20 protein-coding genes and 1 tRNA gene are annotated in these 17,422 nt (G+C 52.9%); 10 read left to right on the plus strand and 11 right to left on the minus strand.

Features of this window, described 5'->3' with window-relative positions; genetic code table 11:
- The first annotated feature begins 23 nt into the window (after positions 1-23).
- The 7 genes from AC07VF_RS06295 to AC07VF_RS06325 all read left to right on the plus strand — a co-directional run bounded on the left by AC07VF_RS06295 (position 24) and on the right by AC07VF_RS06325 (position 6,347).
- Positions 24-1,229, plus strand: a complete 1,206-nt coding sequence (locus AC07VF_RS06295) for a methyltransferase (protein ID WP_495008419.1) — start codon at positions 24-26, stop codon at positions 1,227-1,229.
- A 295-nt stretch (positions 1,230-1,524) separates the two neighbouring features.
- Positions 1,525-1,600: transfer RNA gene (locus AC07VF_RS06300), tRNA-Thr, on the plus strand.
- A gap of 446 nt (positions 1,601-2,046) precedes the next feature.
- Positions 2,047-2,337, plus strand: coding sequence for a DUF6124 family protein (locus AC07VF_RS06305; RefSeq protein ID WP_495008418.1), 291 nt, complete (start codon positions 2,047-2,049; stop codon positions 2,335-2,337).
- 511 nt (positions 2,338-2,848) lie between these two features.
- Positions 2,849-3,829, plus strand: a complete 981-nt coding sequence (locus AC07VF_RS06310) for an integrase domain-containing protein (protein WP_495008417.1) — start codon at positions 2,849-2,851, stop codon at positions 3,827-3,829.
- Positions 3,826-4,167 carry a hypothetical protein gene (locus AC07VF_RS06315; RefSeq protein WP_495008416.1) on the plus strand — a complete coding sequence of 114 codons (342 nt, stop codon included), beginning with the start codon at positions 3,826-3,828 and terminating at the stop codon, positions 4,165-4,167. The genes AC07VF_RS06310 and AC07VF_RS06315 overlap by 4 nt, the downstream gene beginning before the upstream one ends.
- Positions 4,168-4,296: 129 nt before the next feature.
- Positions 4,297-5,790: a dGTPase gene (gene dgt, locus AC07VF_RS06320; RefSeq protein WP_495008415.1), complete on the plus strand. Its 1,494-nt coding sequence runs from the start codon at positions 4,297-4,299 to the stop codon at positions 5,788-5,790.
- Positions 5,787-6,347 (plus strand): primase 1D-like protein, encoded by a 561-nt coding sequence (locus tag AC07VF_RS06325; RefSeq protein ID WP_169868569.1) that lies wholly within the window; start codon positions 5,787-5,789, stop codon positions 6,345-6,347. Before dgt ends, AC07VF_RS06325 begins: the two co-directional genes overlap by 4 nt.
- Before the next feature lie 34 nt (positions 6,348-6,381).
- Here AC07VF_RS06325 and acpS read toward each other — a convergent pair whose 3' ends face one another.
- Genes acpS through AC07VF_RS06360 form a run of 7 tightly spaced genes read right to left on the minus strand, consistent with a single transcriptional unit; the run spans position 6,382 to position 11,251 of the window.
- On the minus strand, positions 6,382-6,792 hold the full coding sequence (gene acpS / locus AC07VF_RS06330; protein WP_169868570.1) for a holo-ACP synthase: 411 nt from the start codon (positions 6,790-6,792) through the stop codon (positions 6,382-6,384).
- A gap of 33 nt (positions 6,793-6,825) precedes the next feature.
- Entirely contained in the window at positions 6,826-7,713 is an 888-nt protein-coding gene (locus AC07VF_RS06335; protein ID WP_495008414.1) for a nucleoside triphosphate pyrophosphohydrolase family protein, read from the minus strand.
- Positions 7,714-7,722: 9 nt separating this feature from the next.
- Entirely contained in the window at positions 7,723-8,856 is a 1,134-nt protein-coding gene (locus tag AC07VF_RS06340) for a nucleotide kinase domain-containing protein (protein ID WP_495008413.1), read from the minus strand.
- Positions 8,853-9,695 carry a hypothetical protein gene (locus tag AC07VF_RS06345; protein WP_495008412.1) on the minus strand — a complete coding sequence of 281 codons (843 nt, stop codon included), beginning with the start codon at positions 9,693-9,695 and terminating at the stop codon, positions 8,853-8,855. The genes AC07VF_RS06340 and AC07VF_RS06345 overlap by 4 nt, the downstream gene beginning before the upstream one ends.
- Positions 9,688-10,578: an ImmA/IrrE family metallo-endopeptidase gene (locus tag AC07VF_RS06350; RefSeq protein WP_495008411.1), complete on the minus strand. Its 891-nt coding sequence runs from the start codon at positions 10,576-10,578 to the stop codon at positions 9,688-9,690. The genes AC07VF_RS06345 and AC07VF_RS06350 overlap by 8 nt, the downstream gene beginning before the upstream one ends.
- Positions 10,575-10,940, minus strand: a complete 366-nt coding sequence (locus AC07VF_RS06355; RefSeq protein ID WP_495008410.1) for a helix-turn-helix domain-containing protein — start codon at positions 10,938-10,940, stop codon at positions 10,575-10,577. The genes AC07VF_RS06350 and AC07VF_RS06355 overlap by 4 nt, the downstream gene beginning before the upstream one ends.
- Positions 10,937-11,251, minus strand: coding sequence for a hypothetical protein (locus AC07VF_RS06360; RefSeq protein WP_495008409.1), 315 nt, complete (start codon positions 11,249-11,251; stop codon positions 10,937-10,939). Before AC07VF_RS06360 ends, AC07VF_RS06355 begins: the two co-directional genes overlap by 4 nt.
- A 420-nt stretch (positions 11,252-11,671) precedes the next feature.
- Between AC07VF_RS06360 and AC07VF_RS06365 the strand changes: the two genes are divergently transcribed.
- From AC07VF_RS06365 to AC07VF_RS06375, 3 genes are all read left to right on the plus strand, one after another.
- Positions 11,672-12,163: a P-loop nucleotide/nucleoside kinase family protein gene (locus AC07VF_RS06365; protein ID WP_495008408.1), complete on the plus strand. Its 492-nt coding sequence runs from the start codon at positions 11,672-11,674 to the stop codon at positions 12,161-12,163.
- A 171-nt stretch (positions 12,164-12,334) separates the two neighbouring features.
- On the plus strand, positions 12,335-12,655 hold the full coding sequence (locus AC07VF_RS06370) for a hypothetical protein (protein WP_037016364.1): 321 nt from the start codon (positions 12,335-12,337) through the stop codon (positions 12,653-12,655).
- 142 nt (positions 12,656-12,797) lie between these two features.
- A complete protein-coding gene (locus AC07VF_RS06375; RefSeq protein WP_346629467.1) occupies positions 12,798-13,547 on the plus strand; it encodes a substrate-binding periplasmic protein in 750 nt (249 codons plus the stop codon).
- Between the two features lie 34 nt (positions 13,548-13,581).
- On the opposite strand, the gene AC07VF_RS06380 is transcribed toward AC07VF_RS06375, so the two are convergent.
- The 4 genes from AC07VF_RS06380 to AC07VF_RS06395 form a co-directional block, all read right to left on the minus strand.
- A complete protein-coding gene (locus AC07VF_RS06380; RefSeq protein ID WP_346629468.1) occupies positions 13,582-14,541 on the minus strand; it encodes a quinone oxidoreductase family protein in 960 nt (319 codons plus the stop codon).
- Positions 14,542-14,579: 38 nt separating this feature from the next.
- Positions 14,580-14,753: a DUF1427 family protein gene (locus tag AC07VF_RS06385; protein WP_133773621.1), complete on the minus strand. Its 174-nt coding sequence runs from the start codon at positions 14,751-14,753 to the stop codon at positions 14,580-14,582.
- A gap of 133 nt (positions 14,754-14,886) precedes the next feature.
- A complete protein-coding gene (locus tag AC07VF_RS06390; RefSeq protein ID WP_346629469.1) occupies positions 14,887-15,663 on the minus strand; it encodes an AraC family transcriptional regulator in 777 nt (258 codons plus the stop codon).
- A gap of 295 nt (positions 15,664-15,958) precedes the next feature.
- The gene (locus tag AC07VF_RS06395; protein WP_192171318.1) at positions 15,959-17,227 is read right to left on the minus strand and encodes an OprD family porin; all 1,269 of its coding nucleotides are present in this window, start codon (positions 17,225-17,227) and stop codon (positions 15,959-15,961) included.
- Positions 17,228-17,422 lie beyond the last annotated feature (195 nt).

Below are 17,422 nucleotides of genomic sequence, written 5' to 3' on the forward strand. Positions count from 1 at the left end.
CATTGCTCAACTGCCATAAACCAATGCCACTCACACCCCCGCAACTCCAATCCCGATTCGCGGCGCTTGATGCCTTCCTGCTCGAGCATCAGGCCCTATGGCGCCCGCGCCCCTTCACCCATCGCCATCTACCGTGGGAATCGCAGCACCCGGAGCTGTCCCGCTGGCTGCGACAACGTTCCCTGGAAGAGGCAGAAGCTGCACACAACCACCCCGAACAGCTTGATGCGCCAAAGCCCTTTATTCAGCTGGCTTTAGAGTCGACGGCATTAAGCGAGATCGACGCCCTGCCGCTCGCTAGCCTGGAAGCCGTGTCATCGCGCATGAGCGTCGACGTACCCGGCCGCAAGTGGCAACAGATCGAAGCCTTCACCAGCAGCTTGAGCTTTCAGCGGCAGCCAACTCACTGGCTTGATTGGTGCTCTGGCAAAGGCCACCTGGGTCGGCGCCTCGCCCATGGTGGCCAAGCCCTAACCTGCCTGGAACACGATGCGCAACTGGTTGAAGCAGGACGGCAACTCAGCGGCAAACTGGGCATCACCGCGAACCATCTGCATCAAGACGTCATGGCCGACGACGCCGGCGCGCGCCTCGAAGCGCATCACACGCCCGTCGCCCTCCACGCCTGCGGCGACCTTCATGTGCGTCTCATGCACCTCGCCAGCGACGCGCGCTGCCAACAACTGGCCATTGCGCCCTGCTGCTACAACCGCATCGAAGGCGAGCAATACGTGCCGATCTCCCAGCTGGGCAAAGCGTCCGCGCTTACGCTCTCCATCGACGACCTCGGCCTGCCCCTCAGCGAAACCGTCACCGCCGGCGCCCGCGTACGCCGCCAACGCGACACCTCCATGGCCCGACGCCTCGGCTTCGACCTGCTGCAGCGACAGCTACGCGGCGTCGACGACTACCTGCCAACGCCTTCGCTGCCCAGCGCCTGGCTCGACAAACCCTTCGCCGACTATTGCCGCGACCTGGCTGAACTCAAACAACTGCCCTCGCCCGGCACTCAAGACTGGACCGCCCTTGAAGCCGCGGGCTGGGCGCGTCTTGCCGAAGTGCGAAACCTCGAAATGCTGCGCAACCTCTTCCGCCGGCCCCTGGAAATATGGCTCATCCTCGACCGAGCTCTTTATCTGACTGAGTGCGGGTACGACGTGCAGATCGGCACCTTCTGCGACAGCCACGTCACCCCACGCAATCTGCTGGTTCTCGCCGAACGACGGTGAGCATTTTTTGACGCCCGAACCTGTGGATAAGTCTGTTGATGAAATTTCAGCCAACGCCCGGAAATCCTGCGCTGGAGGGGATGTAACCATTTGTTCATTTTTTGGCCAGCGTAAAATTGGCGCTAAAACAGTAGCTTGCGAACGATTGAGAATGGTTCCTGAATCTGACCGATCGTCGCCTTCGGCTTGTGCGGATTGTGAATAACGGTAATCACCTTCCGGCATAAGGGCGGCGAAAAAACTGAAATTAGGGCTTTACTCGCCAGATCAAATCCCTATAATCAGCGCCCACAACGCCGGTATAGCTCAGTTGGTAGAGCAACTGACTTGTAATCAGTAGGTCCCGGGTTCGACTCCTGGTGCCGGCACCAGACTTAGCAAAAAGGCTCACCGAAAGGTGGGCCTTTTTTGTTTGTGCCAAATGCCACACCGCCAATCCCCGCGAAAGCGCACTCCGCCGCACTACCGTCCTACCTCGCCGCCCAACCCCCACAAAAAGTCCGAAATCCCGTAGGACGCTTCTGAAATTAAGCGATATCCTCTCGACCGCTTGAACGTGTCTGATCCGGCGACTACCTTCCCGCGTGTCGTTGCAAACAACGACCGGGTTTAGTCGCCCGAACACGTCAGGCGCGTAACGCCCCATAACCTGAGCCGCTGTCATCGACATCGGTTCTGTTCTTTTATGGTGGCTGTACGAGGGGCACCTTCGGGTGCGCCGGGTGCCTGACTTCCCGGTCGACTAACCCGCGTACAGCCGCCACCTATTCGTTTAGTCGCGAACGGTGTCGGTCTCATCCAAGTCAGGAGAGACACCATGATTAGATCCACCCCTCACCCACCCGAAACACCCGCCCCACAATCACCCTGCACCAACGCCAACCTCGGCAACCTGAGCCTGTTCTCGGTCAAGCCCGGCGTCAGAGTTGAGGACGCATTGCTCACCGTCTCCGAATACCTCGCCTGCGCCGCAGCCACCGCCTACGAAGTCGCAGATAACTGCACGCTGGAATTCCGCCCGTTGGCGCGCTCGGTGGTGCATCAGCTTGATGCGGCGCGGGCGTTGATTGAGGTGTCGATCGCCAAGGTGGGGGGTTCGTCTTTGTAGCTGCCCTGCTGCGATCTATTCCCGTAGGCATTTCCTTGCGCCAACCTGCGCCCGTCTCTTTCTCGCGGAAAGAGACGGGCGCTCCTACCGCTGCTGCAGCCCAACTCGTAAACGGCTTTGCGGCATTCCCCCTCGTGACAATCGGCGTGACAAACACCGAAGTCACCAGCAACAGCGACGCAGATGATGGTCCCGCAGCCCAGGGAGTGGACTGCACCTGACTGACAGTCAGGCATGCCCTGGTCATCGCATAGCTGCTTTTACCTAGCTCAGGATCTCGCGGCGCTGGTCTCGTCAGCCAATGCAGCCACCACCCGCCCACTTCCTCGGAAGTGTTCAGGAGGCCAGATCATGAGATGCCCACCTCCCAGTCGTAAAAAGCCGCCAGTCCCGCGTTAGTGGACAACCCTCACAGGTCGCAGGGGCCTTGATCCCTGATAACACTCAACACTCTTGGCGGGATGACGTGGGGAAAGGCTTGAAAGGGCTTGGCTACGAGAGGAGTTTGGTCATGGCGTTGGTGGGTAAACGAGATGGGCGGAATTTTGGCTATGGCCGGCGAATGAGCTATGCCGGGCCGCAAGCGCTCAAAGATCTATTTGGCTGCGGACATTACGGCACGGTCAAAGCGCACAGTGATCGCTGGCAGGCGTTTGTTCGTTGGTGTCGGTCGGAGGATGGACCAGGATTTAACGATGCACGGCAAATTGATCGGCAGACCTTGCTGGAATACGCCGGATATCTGCGTCAGCAAGTCGAACAAAGCGCTCTAGGCATCGCCACCGCGCAAAACCGATTGTCCAGCGTGAACCGGACCATGGCCGCGCTTCGCGGTGATCAGTATGTGAAGGTCGTGAGTCCAAGCAAGGCGTTGGGAATGCGGCGCATCAGTGTTCGTCAATCGGTGCCGCAAGGCCAAGACCGCGAACATGTGAAACGGATCGTCGACGTACTCTCCGAACACCAAATGCAACGCGCTGCCGCCATCGTGTACTTGGCGCGAGCCGCCGGAATTCGCTTGCGCGAGGCCATTTTGGCCGACCTTCCTCGATTGCAACGGGAAGCCGAGCAACTCGGGAGGATCAACATCCAAGACGGCACCAAAGGTGGCCGCTCGGGAGCCTCGGCCCCTCGATGGATAACGGTGGATGAGCACATCCACGACGCTCTGGCATTCGCCCTTCAAGTCTCGCCTGATGGTAGCCGCAATCTGCTTGCAGCAAATGAACGCTACCTCGATTTCCAACAGGTAATCGTTCGCCCCGCACGGGAGATTCTCCATACGCACAACTTTAAGGGCTTCCACGAATTGCGGGCGACCTATGCGTGCGAACGCTATGAGCAAATCACCCAGCATCCTGCGCCCATCAACGGTGGCAATTGCTACCAACTTGATCATCACCTCGATCAGGAGGCCCGAGCACAAATCGGCTATGAGCTGAGACACGGTCGTATCGACGTGGCGTCGGCTTACATTGGTGGCCGAGCATGAGTAAGGTATTCGATATGGAGCTGTTTCTGAGCTGTACCCTGAAAGGCGCCCCCGCCTCTCAACGTCGCCACGTCAGGCAAGCGCAAGTAGTGCAGATGGCCATCGAGCAGCGCTGGCGACGCAAAACGCCATGGAGCTGGCAGATGAAACACGTCCTTTGGTTTCTAGAGGTATTTCTCCAGGAAAAGTCCGCCTCCACTCAGTACTATTATTCGCTGACGGCTTGCATCAGCAGCAGGCGGATTCAGAAATACGAATCATGGAAGCATTTTTTGAGAAAGACCCGAGCTAACCTCATCGGGCAAGACAATACGGCAACGGCGATTACCCACAGATGAGCCCCCGGAAACCTTTGTGTCCTTGAAATCAAACGGATAAGGTGAACTCAAAGGCCACCTTTGGGGCTAGCTCCCAAAACCGACTTAGCAGTGGCAAGGCTCGTCAGCGAATATCAGATAAGGATTGTCATGAGCGAATCAGGAATATCTCAGTTTTATCTCTCTATGCTTACAGATATTCGCAGACGCGACTCTGCTGGCCCTTCTGGTAGAAATCTCGCGATGCAGGCAGCGAGTGACCGGGGGCGAGTATTATTTTCTGCAGCATTTCGCAGGCTTCAATCTAAAACCCAAGCCTTTCCACAAGAGTGGAACGCATCGGTACGAACGAGACTTACACACTCCCTAGAGGTAGCATCAATTGGACGTTACCTAGCGGAAAAGATTTCAGAGCAGCTATTCGAAAAAGGAATGCTCGGAGAACAAAATAGCATAGAGACCCTTTATAGAACCAACGCCTTCATCTCGTTTGTCGAAGTTTCATGCTTGATGCACGACTTGGGAAACCCACCGTTTGGGCACTTCGGAGAGGCGTCAATCCAAGAGTGGTTTGCTGCAAGAATCGAAAAACACAAAGAAAAATTCGCTAAATATTATCATTCTGAATTCACACAACTGTACCAGGACTTTACATATTTTGACGGCAACCCTCAAGGTTTCCGGATGGCAACAAGGTTGCAATGGAACAAAGATGAATTTGGCTACAATCTAACTTACTCACAATTATCTGCAACACTAAAGTACCCATGGACCCCAGAACGTATTGGCGAGGTCCAAAATGGTAAACCTGTAAAAAAATCAGGAGTATTCCATAGCGAGAAAAAAATACTCTCAGAACTACAAAGTAAATTAAATATGAAGACGATGTCCAGGCATCCGTTATCATACATAATGGAAGCTGCGGATGACATATCGTATTGCTTAAGCGACATTGAGGATGCATTAGAAAAGAACATTGTCAGATGCTATGATGTTGTATTTGCGTTACGGACCGGCTTAGGAAAGCTCAATAAAAATAGAATTGCAATGGAAATTCTCAACTCATTGCCACTGGAACACTCCGAAGATCCTGCATGGTTTACCTCTTTCCGAACCACTGTGACAAATGTTTTGGTTGACCGTTCATGCCAGCTATATATAAGACATCATGCTAAAATAGAGGCGGGTGAATATTTCTCACTTCTTGATAAATCAAAAGCTGCTAAAGCTTTGCTAGATATCATCAGAAAGTTCTCGAAAGAATATCTATATTCCAGTGCCGTCATCAGGGAAAGAGAGCTTGTCGGCTTTCAAGTAATTACCGGCATCCTAGATAGATTTGGCCTTTTACTTGACCTATCTAGTCATGATGCAGAACAGCTTTTAATCAAGAAAGTACAACCCAAGACTACAGGCTCGGCATTAGCCTCAACGCTACAAAGTTTTCTACCTCGCAAGCATATAAAAGTATACGAGCATACGTTGCTTGAAATACGGAAAACTAAACATTCAAGAAAGCGATTCGAACTACTTGAATGGACAGCAAGAGCGCACTTAATTGTGGATTACTTGTCAGGAATGACGGATGATTTTGCAATAGTAACATATCGGCGCTTATACGGCGGCGGAGCAAACAACATATGAGTTCCATCCTGGAGTCACATCCAATTGAAATGACACCCCTTTGGCTTAATGAACTGAAGGGGGAGTGGACCGCACACGTGTCAATTTATCAGTATTGCCCACAGCAGGTAGACGATGCGCGCATAATAATCCCCATTAGAGCTAAAGAGTTAACACCAGACTGGCTTAATAGACAACTCGAAGCTTTACCTAGCGGCTCCGAGCTAGCATTACACTCCGAACTAATAAGCAAGAACAAAAAACTGCATATACCAATGATCGACTTTTCTCAACCAACCAAACCATCCGAAGAGGACTTGAGTTGGATTGAAAAACACTCAAACCTAAAGTTTAATATTTATGAAAGTGGACGTTCATATCACGGATATGGCGAAAAGTTACTCACCCAGGACGAGTGGATAAAATTTATGGGCTTATTACTCCTTGCCAGCGCTCCAGGGACTATCTCAATAGTAGATACTCGCTGGATAGGGCACCGCCTGATAGCTGGATATGCCGCACTACGCTGGAGTAAAAATACCCATCAATATCTGAAATCGCCAACTCGAATAATATAAATAACACATAGCGCTAAGTTAATTAAAATCCATACTAAGGATTTGCTCCTACAGCTACAACACTAGCCATAGAGATAGTCCTTGTATGAGTACAGCTTACGAGCCATCCCGTGATATTCATTTCAGTCTCTAGCTCCGCTAACTGCCTGAAAAGCCTGACGGCGGGAGCGCCGCTGTCGTGATTATAAACTTCCACATCTACGAATGAGATTCCATTACCCCACCCTACTCCCAGAGCTTTTAATACGGATTCCTTTACAGCAAATTTTCCAGCCAATTTTTCTAAACGAGAAGAGCTTCCAATTATCGAATTCAATTCAATACTTGTAAAATATCGATTAAGAAAAGGTTCGAATTCAGCATTTAGCAATACTGAAAAACGATCAATGTCTACTATATCGACACCGTGACCTTTTAGATGACCTGCCGCCATTGGCATCTTCATCGGACATTCCTTTGAATTCGAATTAACAATCAATCACTTATCAGCCTCAACGTAGCTCAACAACTTACTATCTAGATCCACAACAATCAAGCCGCCGGAGTTAGCCAAGACCTTTCTCCAAACATCAAATCCAGTTAAGATAGCTCTCTGCCACTCCCCCATCGTCCGTTGTTTTACTTCCAACAGAGAAGTAATACCTTTAATAGTGCGAAGCAACTTGTAGTCAATATCACCCACTCCTTCAAGCCAATTATGTTCCTTAGCATAATCGAAAACCAACGCAGCAACGGCCTCATCAATAACCTGAGCCCGCCCTCCATCTTGCACTTCATCTACCTTTGAAACGCTCTTCCGTTTCCGTCCAAGCAGTTTACGAATCACAGGAGACCATCCAAGAATCGCAACATAACTCAAGTGGAAGACATCATGAAATCTGTATCCGTCAGCGTCATCAGCATTATCAGTTAAATCATCGCCGATTTTTACCCCATCAATAAAAGTACGAATCTTAGTGCCACCCTCAGCGGAGACTTCGCGAAGCTCGACTTCAAATTTTCTAGGAAAGCTTTCACCATGTTCATACCCAGAATCAAAATTAGTCAAAAGTGAACCTGGCGCCCCCCAGCGGCCCAAAGTTTTGTGCAAGTTTTTTTGAGCAATTTCTTCGAGTTTAAGATCAAATTTTTCTGCGACGTTCGCAACATACCAAAGCAAGTCCCCCAGCTCTTCAGCTACCCGATCCTTGAATAGCAAGTGTGCCTTACCATCCCTTAGATGCTTTTTATATTCACTTAATAACTCACCAGTCTCACCAGCAAGACCGAGAAGCGGTACAATAACATTCGAATCAAGTGCACTATTATCTCGCAGAGCTACTTGATCAGTGAATTGCGCTTGTTGCTGATAAGCATTAAGTTTCATAAAACGCTCCTACAGTATCATTTTGGTTTGGCGAAACTCTTCATCTTCAGACAGCTCTTTAATATCAACTCCGTGGCGAGCCACAGCATCTTCAGCAATTTTGTTGTTCAACTTCCATTTTGGAGGATACCAAGGAAACTCTATAGGACCTGTTGGAGTAAATTTCTGCTTGATCTTAGTTCTCCCCGATATCCCACTGATATCTGGATGAGCAACTCGAGAATACTTATCCACTTCACAAAAAAGGTTCTGGCAATCAATTAACTGCAATCGCCTTCCCCATAAAGAGTTAAATTCTAGACCCAATCTTTCAAACTCAAGCTCTTGATTATCAACCATTAGCCGGATCAACTCAGCCTCATTGAGTCCTGCCGTGTATTCAAAACACTTCCGTAATCCGTCTCGGGCGCCGGGTCCAGGTATAACAAAATCCATCTCTGTAAAATCAGTTATTTTGCTGTAGTTGACATCCGTAACAAACTGATAGGCAAGAAAATCCCCAATCGTAGGGTAGCCTTTAAAAAGTTCGAAGGCTGGCTGCATTTTTTTTAAGCTCGCAAGCTTACTTGCCAACTCATCGGACATCATCATTTCTAATAACTTCAGGTGATTTTGATGTTTCGCCGAATGCCCAAAAGCTGAACTTCCCGGAGGCATAATATATGCGGCCGAGTATATACGCCTCCCAGAAGCCATCGCCTGACTCAAAATACGGTCGTAAGAATTAAAACTGTAATCCTCATACGTTATCAAACCAAAGGCATTTTCTAAAAGCTGCCAGGTTTCAATTTTGTTGAAAATCTTAAAAAGCATCACCCTAAAAAAAACTTCATTTACAGAATTCGGAAGATCCTTTCTATAGATAACATTTCTTATTAAGTATTGACTTACTCTATCGGATGCACGATACGCATTGGTAAATTTATGAACAGATAAAATAGGGTCTTCTGTCCAAGGTTTGGGACTACCTTCTAAACGTCGAAAGAAAATATTCTGTCTTTCAACTGCAAATTTCCAATATGTATCATATGCCTCTGTTATTTTTATTGGTAGCAGATGAGAAATCACTTTTTTCGACGGTACAGAAATACTAGCTTCTTTTTCCGGACCGAAGTCCAACCGAACGTTTTCCCCCTTCTTCACGCCACAGCTCCGACTTCAGAAGCTCTCACATCAAATTCTAATAGTTCGCCCTCAATACATTTCTCACATTCCGCTATTAACGGATCTAACGCTTCATTGGTCTTTGTTATTCTCTCGAGCTTAGCCACACCGACAATGACATTTACTCGACTTAACTTCATATTCATTTCATTAGCCATAAACGCACCTAGCTGAGCAATACCCAAATAGTTGCCATACGCTTTGACAAATAACTGCTGCGTTGCATAGAAAGCATTTACAACCAATCCATCTTTAGTAGGCTCAAAGCTGATTTGTTGCATGCATGGAAACTGAAGCTGTGCATCCGCTATATGGTCTCTCTCAGGATCGAATATGCTGGCTTGAAACATCGACCTCCTCACTCCAGCTCTGCCATTATACTGAGAGAGTATCCATTCCAACTGATTGCCGTCATTTGGACCGCGCTTGTAATCTATAAGTCGTTCAAAATACAGACCGCGTCGATTCCCCTTTGCATTCATCGCTCGATACCTGGGGAACACATCTTTATACAACGAGTAAAAGTAGGATCGATTACCCTGCGCGATTTGCCAAATACGCTGTGGAAAAATAGTATGAGCTACATCAGACACAGATCTGTGATCATTCGCCCTCAACAACTGATCCAGAGCAGCTCTTACGCCAGCATGCTCGTTCGCTTTACCCGTTTCATCGAAACCAGTGAAGCTTAGTACTAAAGGTGCGATCTCATGACCGGTATGCCCAATTACATGCAGGATGGCTTTGGCCCAAGCTTTTGAAAGGCTACCCTCATTTATCAGTAATGGTCCGTCCACAACAGCAATTCGTTTAGTCATCAGATGCATCCTCCAAATGGCGAAACCGAGCTAAGCCAACATATCTTTTGCGAGACACCCTTACATAAAGCGCCCAAGATGTACCCGGAAGTACTACTCTCGTGATACCAGTTTTCGTTGCTCTGAATAGCCTACCACTCGCGAGTTCCTTCTCTGGCATCAACACGGTGATATCTAATGCTACCCCGGCCGGTAACAAAACGAGTGCACCCTCTTCCATGTCGAGCGTCGGGGAAAGCCAATGGTGATCCACGATTGTAAGAGGCTCAGATACTACTTCGCCCATTATTTCTGATCTGATTGCTTTAGGAGTAACTTTTCCCAATTGATCTCGTCGAACCGGGTTTATCAATTTCAGCGCATAAGCTAAGTGATTGACAAGTGTTGCTTGTCCCACCCCAAAACTACATGCGATGGCAAAAAGCTCCAAAGGACTAGCTTTATTAGGATCTAAGTTTCTTAAATGAAATGCTTCTTTTACCCCCAGTGTCGGCATCAGAACAAATGCTCCGAAGGCATCTGCAAGTACTTCTTCTGGTGGACGGCTTGCACTACTCAACTGGCTATCATTAAGCTCGTCTATCGTTGAACCGTGCCCAAAGATATGGTGCCCAAGCTCATGCGCACATGTAAACGCTCTGCGAGCTAGAGGCCTCAAGGATGAGAGGTGAATTCTTGGTTTTGGCTCTCGGTCGTACATGCCTTCCATGTTTATGTCATTGAAGCGCACTATTACTTTTAATTTTTCACAAAGGTCATATATGCATATAGGACTTTTTAGGTCGATTCCTGCTTTAGTTCTCGCAGTAATAGATGCCTGCATACCTTTCATTGCCAATGCCTGTACGGTAGACGATTTTTTTTGCCCTGTCTCTGCACTCATCCGGCGTCTCCCGCTTTATCATCTGAATCCCTCATCGAAGCTAAAAGCCTAAGCAATTTATCTAAATCCTCAGATTTAAGTTTGCTCAGTTCTCTTGCCGCGAGCTGCAGGCGAGGATCATCAATGTCTAGCTGGTCAGGTGTCTCCCCCATCAGCCACGGAACAGTTACATCATAGGTTTCGGCGAACGCTCCTAACTCTTCTGCAGACACCTTACGATTACCTGCTTCAATCTCAGATACAGTTGGCCTGTGCATGTTAAGCAATTTGGCGACTTGCCCTTGCGACAAGCCCGCCATTTTTCTGGCCTCCCGCAATCGATCTGCGATTAGAGCGCGCTTTGACTGCTGCGTATCCATCATTTCAATTTAACCTGCTTAACAATCTCTGCAGACTGCTCCTCAGCAAGCTTCATCACTACTGCCACAGTTTCATCTATAGTCAGAGCGATACAACTTTTCTCCTGGGCGAAAATATTCACGTCATCGGCAATCGAAATATCAAGCTTCGATGCAAGTATGCCGATAGCGACCGGCCAAATTTTACTGTCAAACTCAGCTAGTGCTTCCGTTGGCTTCGTCGTACCTTCCAGCTTTGGACAATCAAGCCCGCTTGTGGCTTGGATGAGCTGAAGAACCTCTACGAGCTTTTCCCGCACAAAGTCAGCATTCATATAGACCCCCATAAAATTCTTACCGCTAGTAAGAAAATCTTACCACCATTTTGAGAATTCACAAGATCCTTCTCTCGTACTTTTTTTGCTAGATGACATAGGGTCAGTGACAGGACGCAAAGAAACGTCGCAGAAATTCACCCACCCGTAGTAACAGCAATGTTTTTTTGCTCCTTATCAGGGATAGTAATAGGGGTAGACGATGTGATGGAAAAACTAAAAATTGCTATTTATCAAAAAGTTATGTGTTTCATTCGACTCCTGGTACCACCAGATTCAGCAATGAGACGCACCGAAAGGTAGGCCTTTTTTGTTTGCGCGTTCCAGAACCAAATGACAGGGCCTCAGTCGACACAGCCCCTCATTGTCCTAGCATGAATCCACAGGCATCATCGTGCGTCGACATAAGGACGCGGCACTATGGCCAAGCCCACCCTCCACCTCCTGTGCGGCAAGATCGCATCCGGGAAATCAACGCTGGCGAACTCTCTACAGCGTGACCACGCAGCGATCCTGCTAACCGAAGACCATTGGCTCTCAAGACTCTATCCAGACCAGATCCACTCGGTCGCAGACTACGTAACACTCTCAAGAAGACTCAGAGAAGTCGTAGGCCCCTTGGTCATCGACATGCTAAAAGCCGGGATCAGTGTGGTTCTTGATTTCCCCGCCAACACTCCCGCAGACCGCCACTGGTTGCGCAGTCTGGCAGATACCGCCCAGGCCTCTCACAGCCTTCACTTCCTCGACGTCGACGACGAAACCTGCCGAGCCCGACTGCACCTCAGAAACCAACGCGGCGAGCATGACTTCGCAGCGACTGACGCTGAGTTCGATCTGATCACTAGCTACTTCGTGCCCCCATATGAGCAAGAAGGGCTCAACATAGTCATTCACCGGGATCACTCCTAAACGGCTGCCACCCGAAGAGAACCAAACCACCAGGTTCAAATGGCGCCCTTAGATTCAAAGCGCCCCCTCCCCCATCCCGCCCCCATCGAGTAACGTATACCCATCCAACGGGCCCTCGCGTCTGCGTCAGGACAGCGACCCGCCATCAGAAACACGATAGAAGGCCCAACCGTGCACAAAGTCCGATTGATCAAGTACGTCTGGACCCACCAGACCCCGGAGATTTCGTCCGAATGGTCCAAGCTGCTCTACGAAGTGGAGCTGCCGTTCGTCCCCTTCCATGGCTTGAACATTCAGTTGCCGATGCAGCGCGTCTGGCGGATTCGGGATGTCGAGTGGAACGTCGAGGAGCAGACCTTCCGCTGCCATATCGAGGACCAGTTCATGAATTTGCTGGATGTCGATGACTCGTATGAGGACTGGATCGAGACGTTGCTGGAGTGTGGCTGGGTGCTGAGCGGGCGCTACACCAATGAGCACAACAAGACCTGATTCGCCTTCGCTCAAATATTCCCCCGGAATCGACGCTGGATGCGCACTGCGCCCGGCAGAGATGACAAACCGATGCCAGACTGGATAACACACCTGGCACAAGGACTGTCCCGGCGCCCTATTCCCTTTGAGCATGACTGCCATGAAATGGATTTCCCGCTGTATCCATTGCGCGGCCAGCGCGCTGTTGGCGTGCTCGTCAGCAGCGTTTGCGCTGCCGACCGTCGACCTGTTCGTGGCCGAAGCGCCGCCGCTGACGATGGCCAGTCAAGGCGACCGGCACGGGATCGCGGGCGACATCAGCCTTCAGGCCATGGCGATGGCGGGGTATTCCGCCCACTTGCTGTCGCCGCCGTGGCCGCGCGCGCAACGCGATGTGGCGCTTGGGGCGAACAAGCTCATTGCGCCGCTGACCCGCACTCAAAGCCGGGAAGACAGCTTCACCTGGATCGCTCCCCTGATGACGATGGACAGGGCGTTTTTCAGCCTTGATCGTCACGTCGAGAGTTTTGAGGAGGCGCGCAAGACCTTCAAGATGATCGCCGTCGGCAGTGGCTCGGCGCAGGAGACGCGTCTACGTGAGGAGGGTTTTTCAGCGGCTCAGATTTATCCGCTGAAGATCGGCGAGAACCCGGCACTGATGCTGCTCAAGGGCCGGGTAGATGCGTGGTTTAACGGCGTGCCGGAAACGCTCTACATCTGGAAGCAGATCAGCGATCGCCCGCTGATGATGAGCCGAGCGTTGATGACCGCCGATCTGTATCTGGCGTGCTCGAAGGACTGCGACCCCCAGATGGTCGAGAAGCTGAAGGCAGCGATCGACACGCTTCAGGCAGACGGGTCGATCAAACGCGTTCAGCATGACTATCTGAAAGGGTTGCCCGGCTTGTAAACCGGGCAATCTTGTCTGCAGGCAGGTGTCTCTGTCATGGCACCAGAATCACCTTGTCGGCGCCGCCCTGATTGACTTCCGCGTAACGCGCCAGGCCTTCTTCCAGCGTTGATTCAATCAGCCCGGTAGGCAGCGGCAAGGTGCCGTCGTCGAACTGTTTGCCGAATTGCTCAAGCATTCGCGCGCAGGCTTCAACGCCGTACAGCAGCGAGTTGATCCCAACCACCGAACCGCCCTTGCGGTACAGCGCCAGCGCCGGCAATTGCACGTGGCCGTCTACCGGCGCGGCGATGATTGCGATGCGACCGAATTGCGCCAATGCAGGCACAGCCGCCGGCAGCCAGAAGCCGGTGGTGTCGAAGATCACATCAGCGCCGCCTGAAAACACGGCATTCACTTGAGCACCCAGGTCTTCTGGCTTGTCGAGCTGGATCGCGTTGAAGCCTTGCTCTTGCAGCGCTTTCAGTTGGTCCGTTTTACGCACCGCCGCCAGCACCTGGGCGCCGCGCACTTTCGCCAGTGCGATGGCGGCGCTTCCCACTGCGCCATTGGCACCGATGACCAGCAGCCGAGTGCCGGCCTGCACGAGGCTGCGCTCAAGTGCGTCCCACGCCGTGGTGTACGGGACGCCCAGACTGGCGGCCTGAGTGAAGCTCAGCGACGCCGGCTTGATCGCCACGCCCTTGGCCGACAGCGTGATGTAGCCGGCGTGGGAGCCGTCGCGGACAAAGCCGATCTCCTTGCCGGTGCCCCACACTTCTTTGCCGATCAGTTCTTGCGGGCCTTCGACGACAACGCCCGCGAAGTCACGGCCCGGAATGCGTGGCATCGTGGTGTAGGGAAAGCGGCCCAGGACGTTTTTTACGTCGCTGGGGTTCAGGCCCGCTGCTTTGATCTGCACCAGAACTTCGCCGGCCGCGGGGACAGGCGTGGGCAGATCGACGACTTCCAGCGCAGCCAGGTCGCCGGTGCGGGAGAATTGCAGTGCTTTCATGATGGGTTCATCCAGAGTAGGAAAGGGAGGTCGTCGATTCAGGACGCCAGGTTGGAAAAGAACTGCTTGCCCACCGGCCACAGCCATTCACCAGCCTGCATGCCGAGCAAGCCAACCAGTGCGACCAGAGGCGGTGCCGGTGAGCGGAAGTCCAGCAGGCCATACAGCAAGCCGACGGCGATACCGATTGCGAGGGAAATGACGTAGCTCATGACAAACTCCGGTGCGTGGGACGCGCAGCTCGATGGCGGCGCGACTGCGTTAAGCGATGACCAGAGTGTAAGCAGGGCCGGCGAACGCTACCGGCCAAGTGCTTCTGAATTTCGGACAGAGTCGGCGCAGGCGCTAGTGGGATGGATCAATGACCGGGTACTGAGAAGGCGCCATGCCCAGTTCGCGGCGGAACATGTCGCTGAAGCTGCTCGGCGAGTAACCCATGGAGCGGGCGATGGCGTTGACCGGCACGCCCTGAATGATCTCCGCCACCGAGGTCGCCAGTTGCACCTGCCGCCGCCATTCGGCGAAGCCCATGCCGAGCACTGCTTGGAAAAGCCGCGACAACGTTCGCACACTGGCGCCGGCGTTTTCCGCGTGCTGCTCGAACGACACGTCGATGGACGGCTCGATCATCACCGCCTGACAGACGCTCATCAGTCTGCGGTCGCTGTCATCGGGCATCGGCACTTTCAGCAGCGAACGCCGGGCGCGCTTGAGTTCGAGCAACGCCAGGTTCACCACGGCGTCGTAGTAGTCCGATTCCTTGTCCTGCTCGGCCACCAGACCGACGATCAGCTCGCGCAACAAGCGACCGACTTCCAGGACCTGAACCGTGGTGTCGAGGGTTCGGGCGAGCGCCGGGCGCAGGTAGATGTTGCGCATTTCCAGATCCGACACCACGCGGATGCCATGGGGCACGCCGGGCGGCAACCAGACCGCGCGCTGCGGCGGCACGACCAGCGCTTCGTTGGGCGTCTCGACCCACATCACGCCAGACATCGCGTACAGCACCTGCCCCCACTCATGCTCATGGGGCTCGATGTACAAGCCCCGCGGATACGTCCGCGACAAAGGCTGCACGGGGACGGCGGTGTTGGAGAGGTCGGGCGGCGCGGCGATTGCCATGATGAAACCGGCTGGAGTGGGATGCAGCGATGGTAGCGGGAGAGCGGGAGGGATCGCCAGTGCAGTGAACACCTTGCTACCGCTGCAGAGGACCGGCTGAGTCTGCGGTAGCGAGCGGGCTGGCGATCCACCTCGCTCGCGAAGAAACGGGTGCAGCCGCTAGATCTCCAGCGGCTGTAATGCAGTCTTCGCGAGCAAGCTCACTCCCACAGGGACGGTGTTTGCCTTGCGAAAGCGCGACGTCTGGACCACATGAATCTCCTACAGATTCACGTCGGTCAGAAGACTTCACACATCAGAACACGTTGATCGGGTAATCGACGAAGATCCGGGTTTCGTTACCGCCAACGTTGTATTGATCCACATCGTTGGAGACGCGCAAGAACGAGTTACGCAGGCGCACCGACAGGTCTTTGACCGGGCCGCTCTGGACCACGTAGGTCAACTGGCTGAACAATTCGCGCTCTTCGCCACGCCCACGGTCGCTGCCGTCGTCGATGTTGTCGCCGCGCACGTAGGCCACGCGGTAGCTCAGGCCTGGAGTCACAACGGTGCCCAGGTTCACGCCATAGCCCACCTGCCACGAACGCTCGTCCTTGCCGTTGAAGTCCGACCAGTAGGAGTTCGCCAGGTAGATGGTATTGCCGCCATCGCCGGTGCCGCCTGCGTTGCGGTAGCCGCCGTAGGTGTAACCGGTCTCGCCGGTGCTGCGCTGATGCGCGATCGTGAACGAGTGGATGCCCACCGCCCAGGTCGCCGCCAGGCTCCAGATCTTGTTGTCGCGGGCGTCGTCGACGGCGAAGTCTTTGTCCAGCTTGGTCTTGTAGCCGTTGAAATCGAAGGTCAGCGACTGATCTTTCGGCATCGCCCAGACGTAGTTCAGGTTCACGTACTGCTTCTTCAGCACGTCTTCGTCGTCGGAGGCGTAAAACGCGGCGCTGAGGGCCTCGGTGAATTTGTAGCTGCCGCCGTAGACGTTGATGCTTTTCAGATCACCGCTGTCGCGGCCTTCGGCGCTCTTGCGGGTTTCGGCGGTAAAGCGGCCGGCCACCAGCGTGAGGCCCTTGATCTCTTTGGAGGTGATCATAGTGCCGGTGTACGACTCAGGCAGCAGGCGAGAGTTGTCGTAATTGAGCACCGGCAGCTCCGGCATCATGTCGCCGTACTTCAGTTCGGTATTGGACACCCGGAATTTGACCGCGCCGCCAAAGCGCGACAGGTCGTCCGCCGCGTTGCCGCTGTCGCCCTGCTTGAAGAAGTCGATACCGCCCGCGCCGCTCTTGCCCTTGCCACCGTCCAGACGCGCGGCGTACAGACCGAAAGCGTCAACGCCAACGCCCACCAGGCCTTGGGTGAAACCGGATGTGTAGCCGGCCATGAACGCCTGACCCCATTCCGAGCGGTCCTGCGGTCCGTTTTTGTAATCGCGATTGATGTAGGCGTTGCGCAGGTTGATCTTCAGGCTGCTGTCTTCAACAAATCCTTTGGAATCTGCCTGACCGTCCGCCATGGCGTGAGTGGCGGCGAGGATGCCCAGAGCGAGCAGACCGATACGCTGTTTCATCTTGTTGTCCTTGTGAGCGGATTAATCGCGCGCTGTGGCAAATGCCCCGGGTGGGCAGTTGCGTCTTCCGGGACTGGAACCGTTCCGGAAGCCCGCACGAAATCATCGCAGTGGACTACTGATGCACGTACATGGCGCTAGGCCACAGGCGGTGGAGGCGCGAATGCTATCCCCCGTCTGCCGAGGGTGTCAATT

The sequence above is a fragment of the Pseudomonas sp. GW821-FHT02H06 genome, assembly GCF_059421525.1.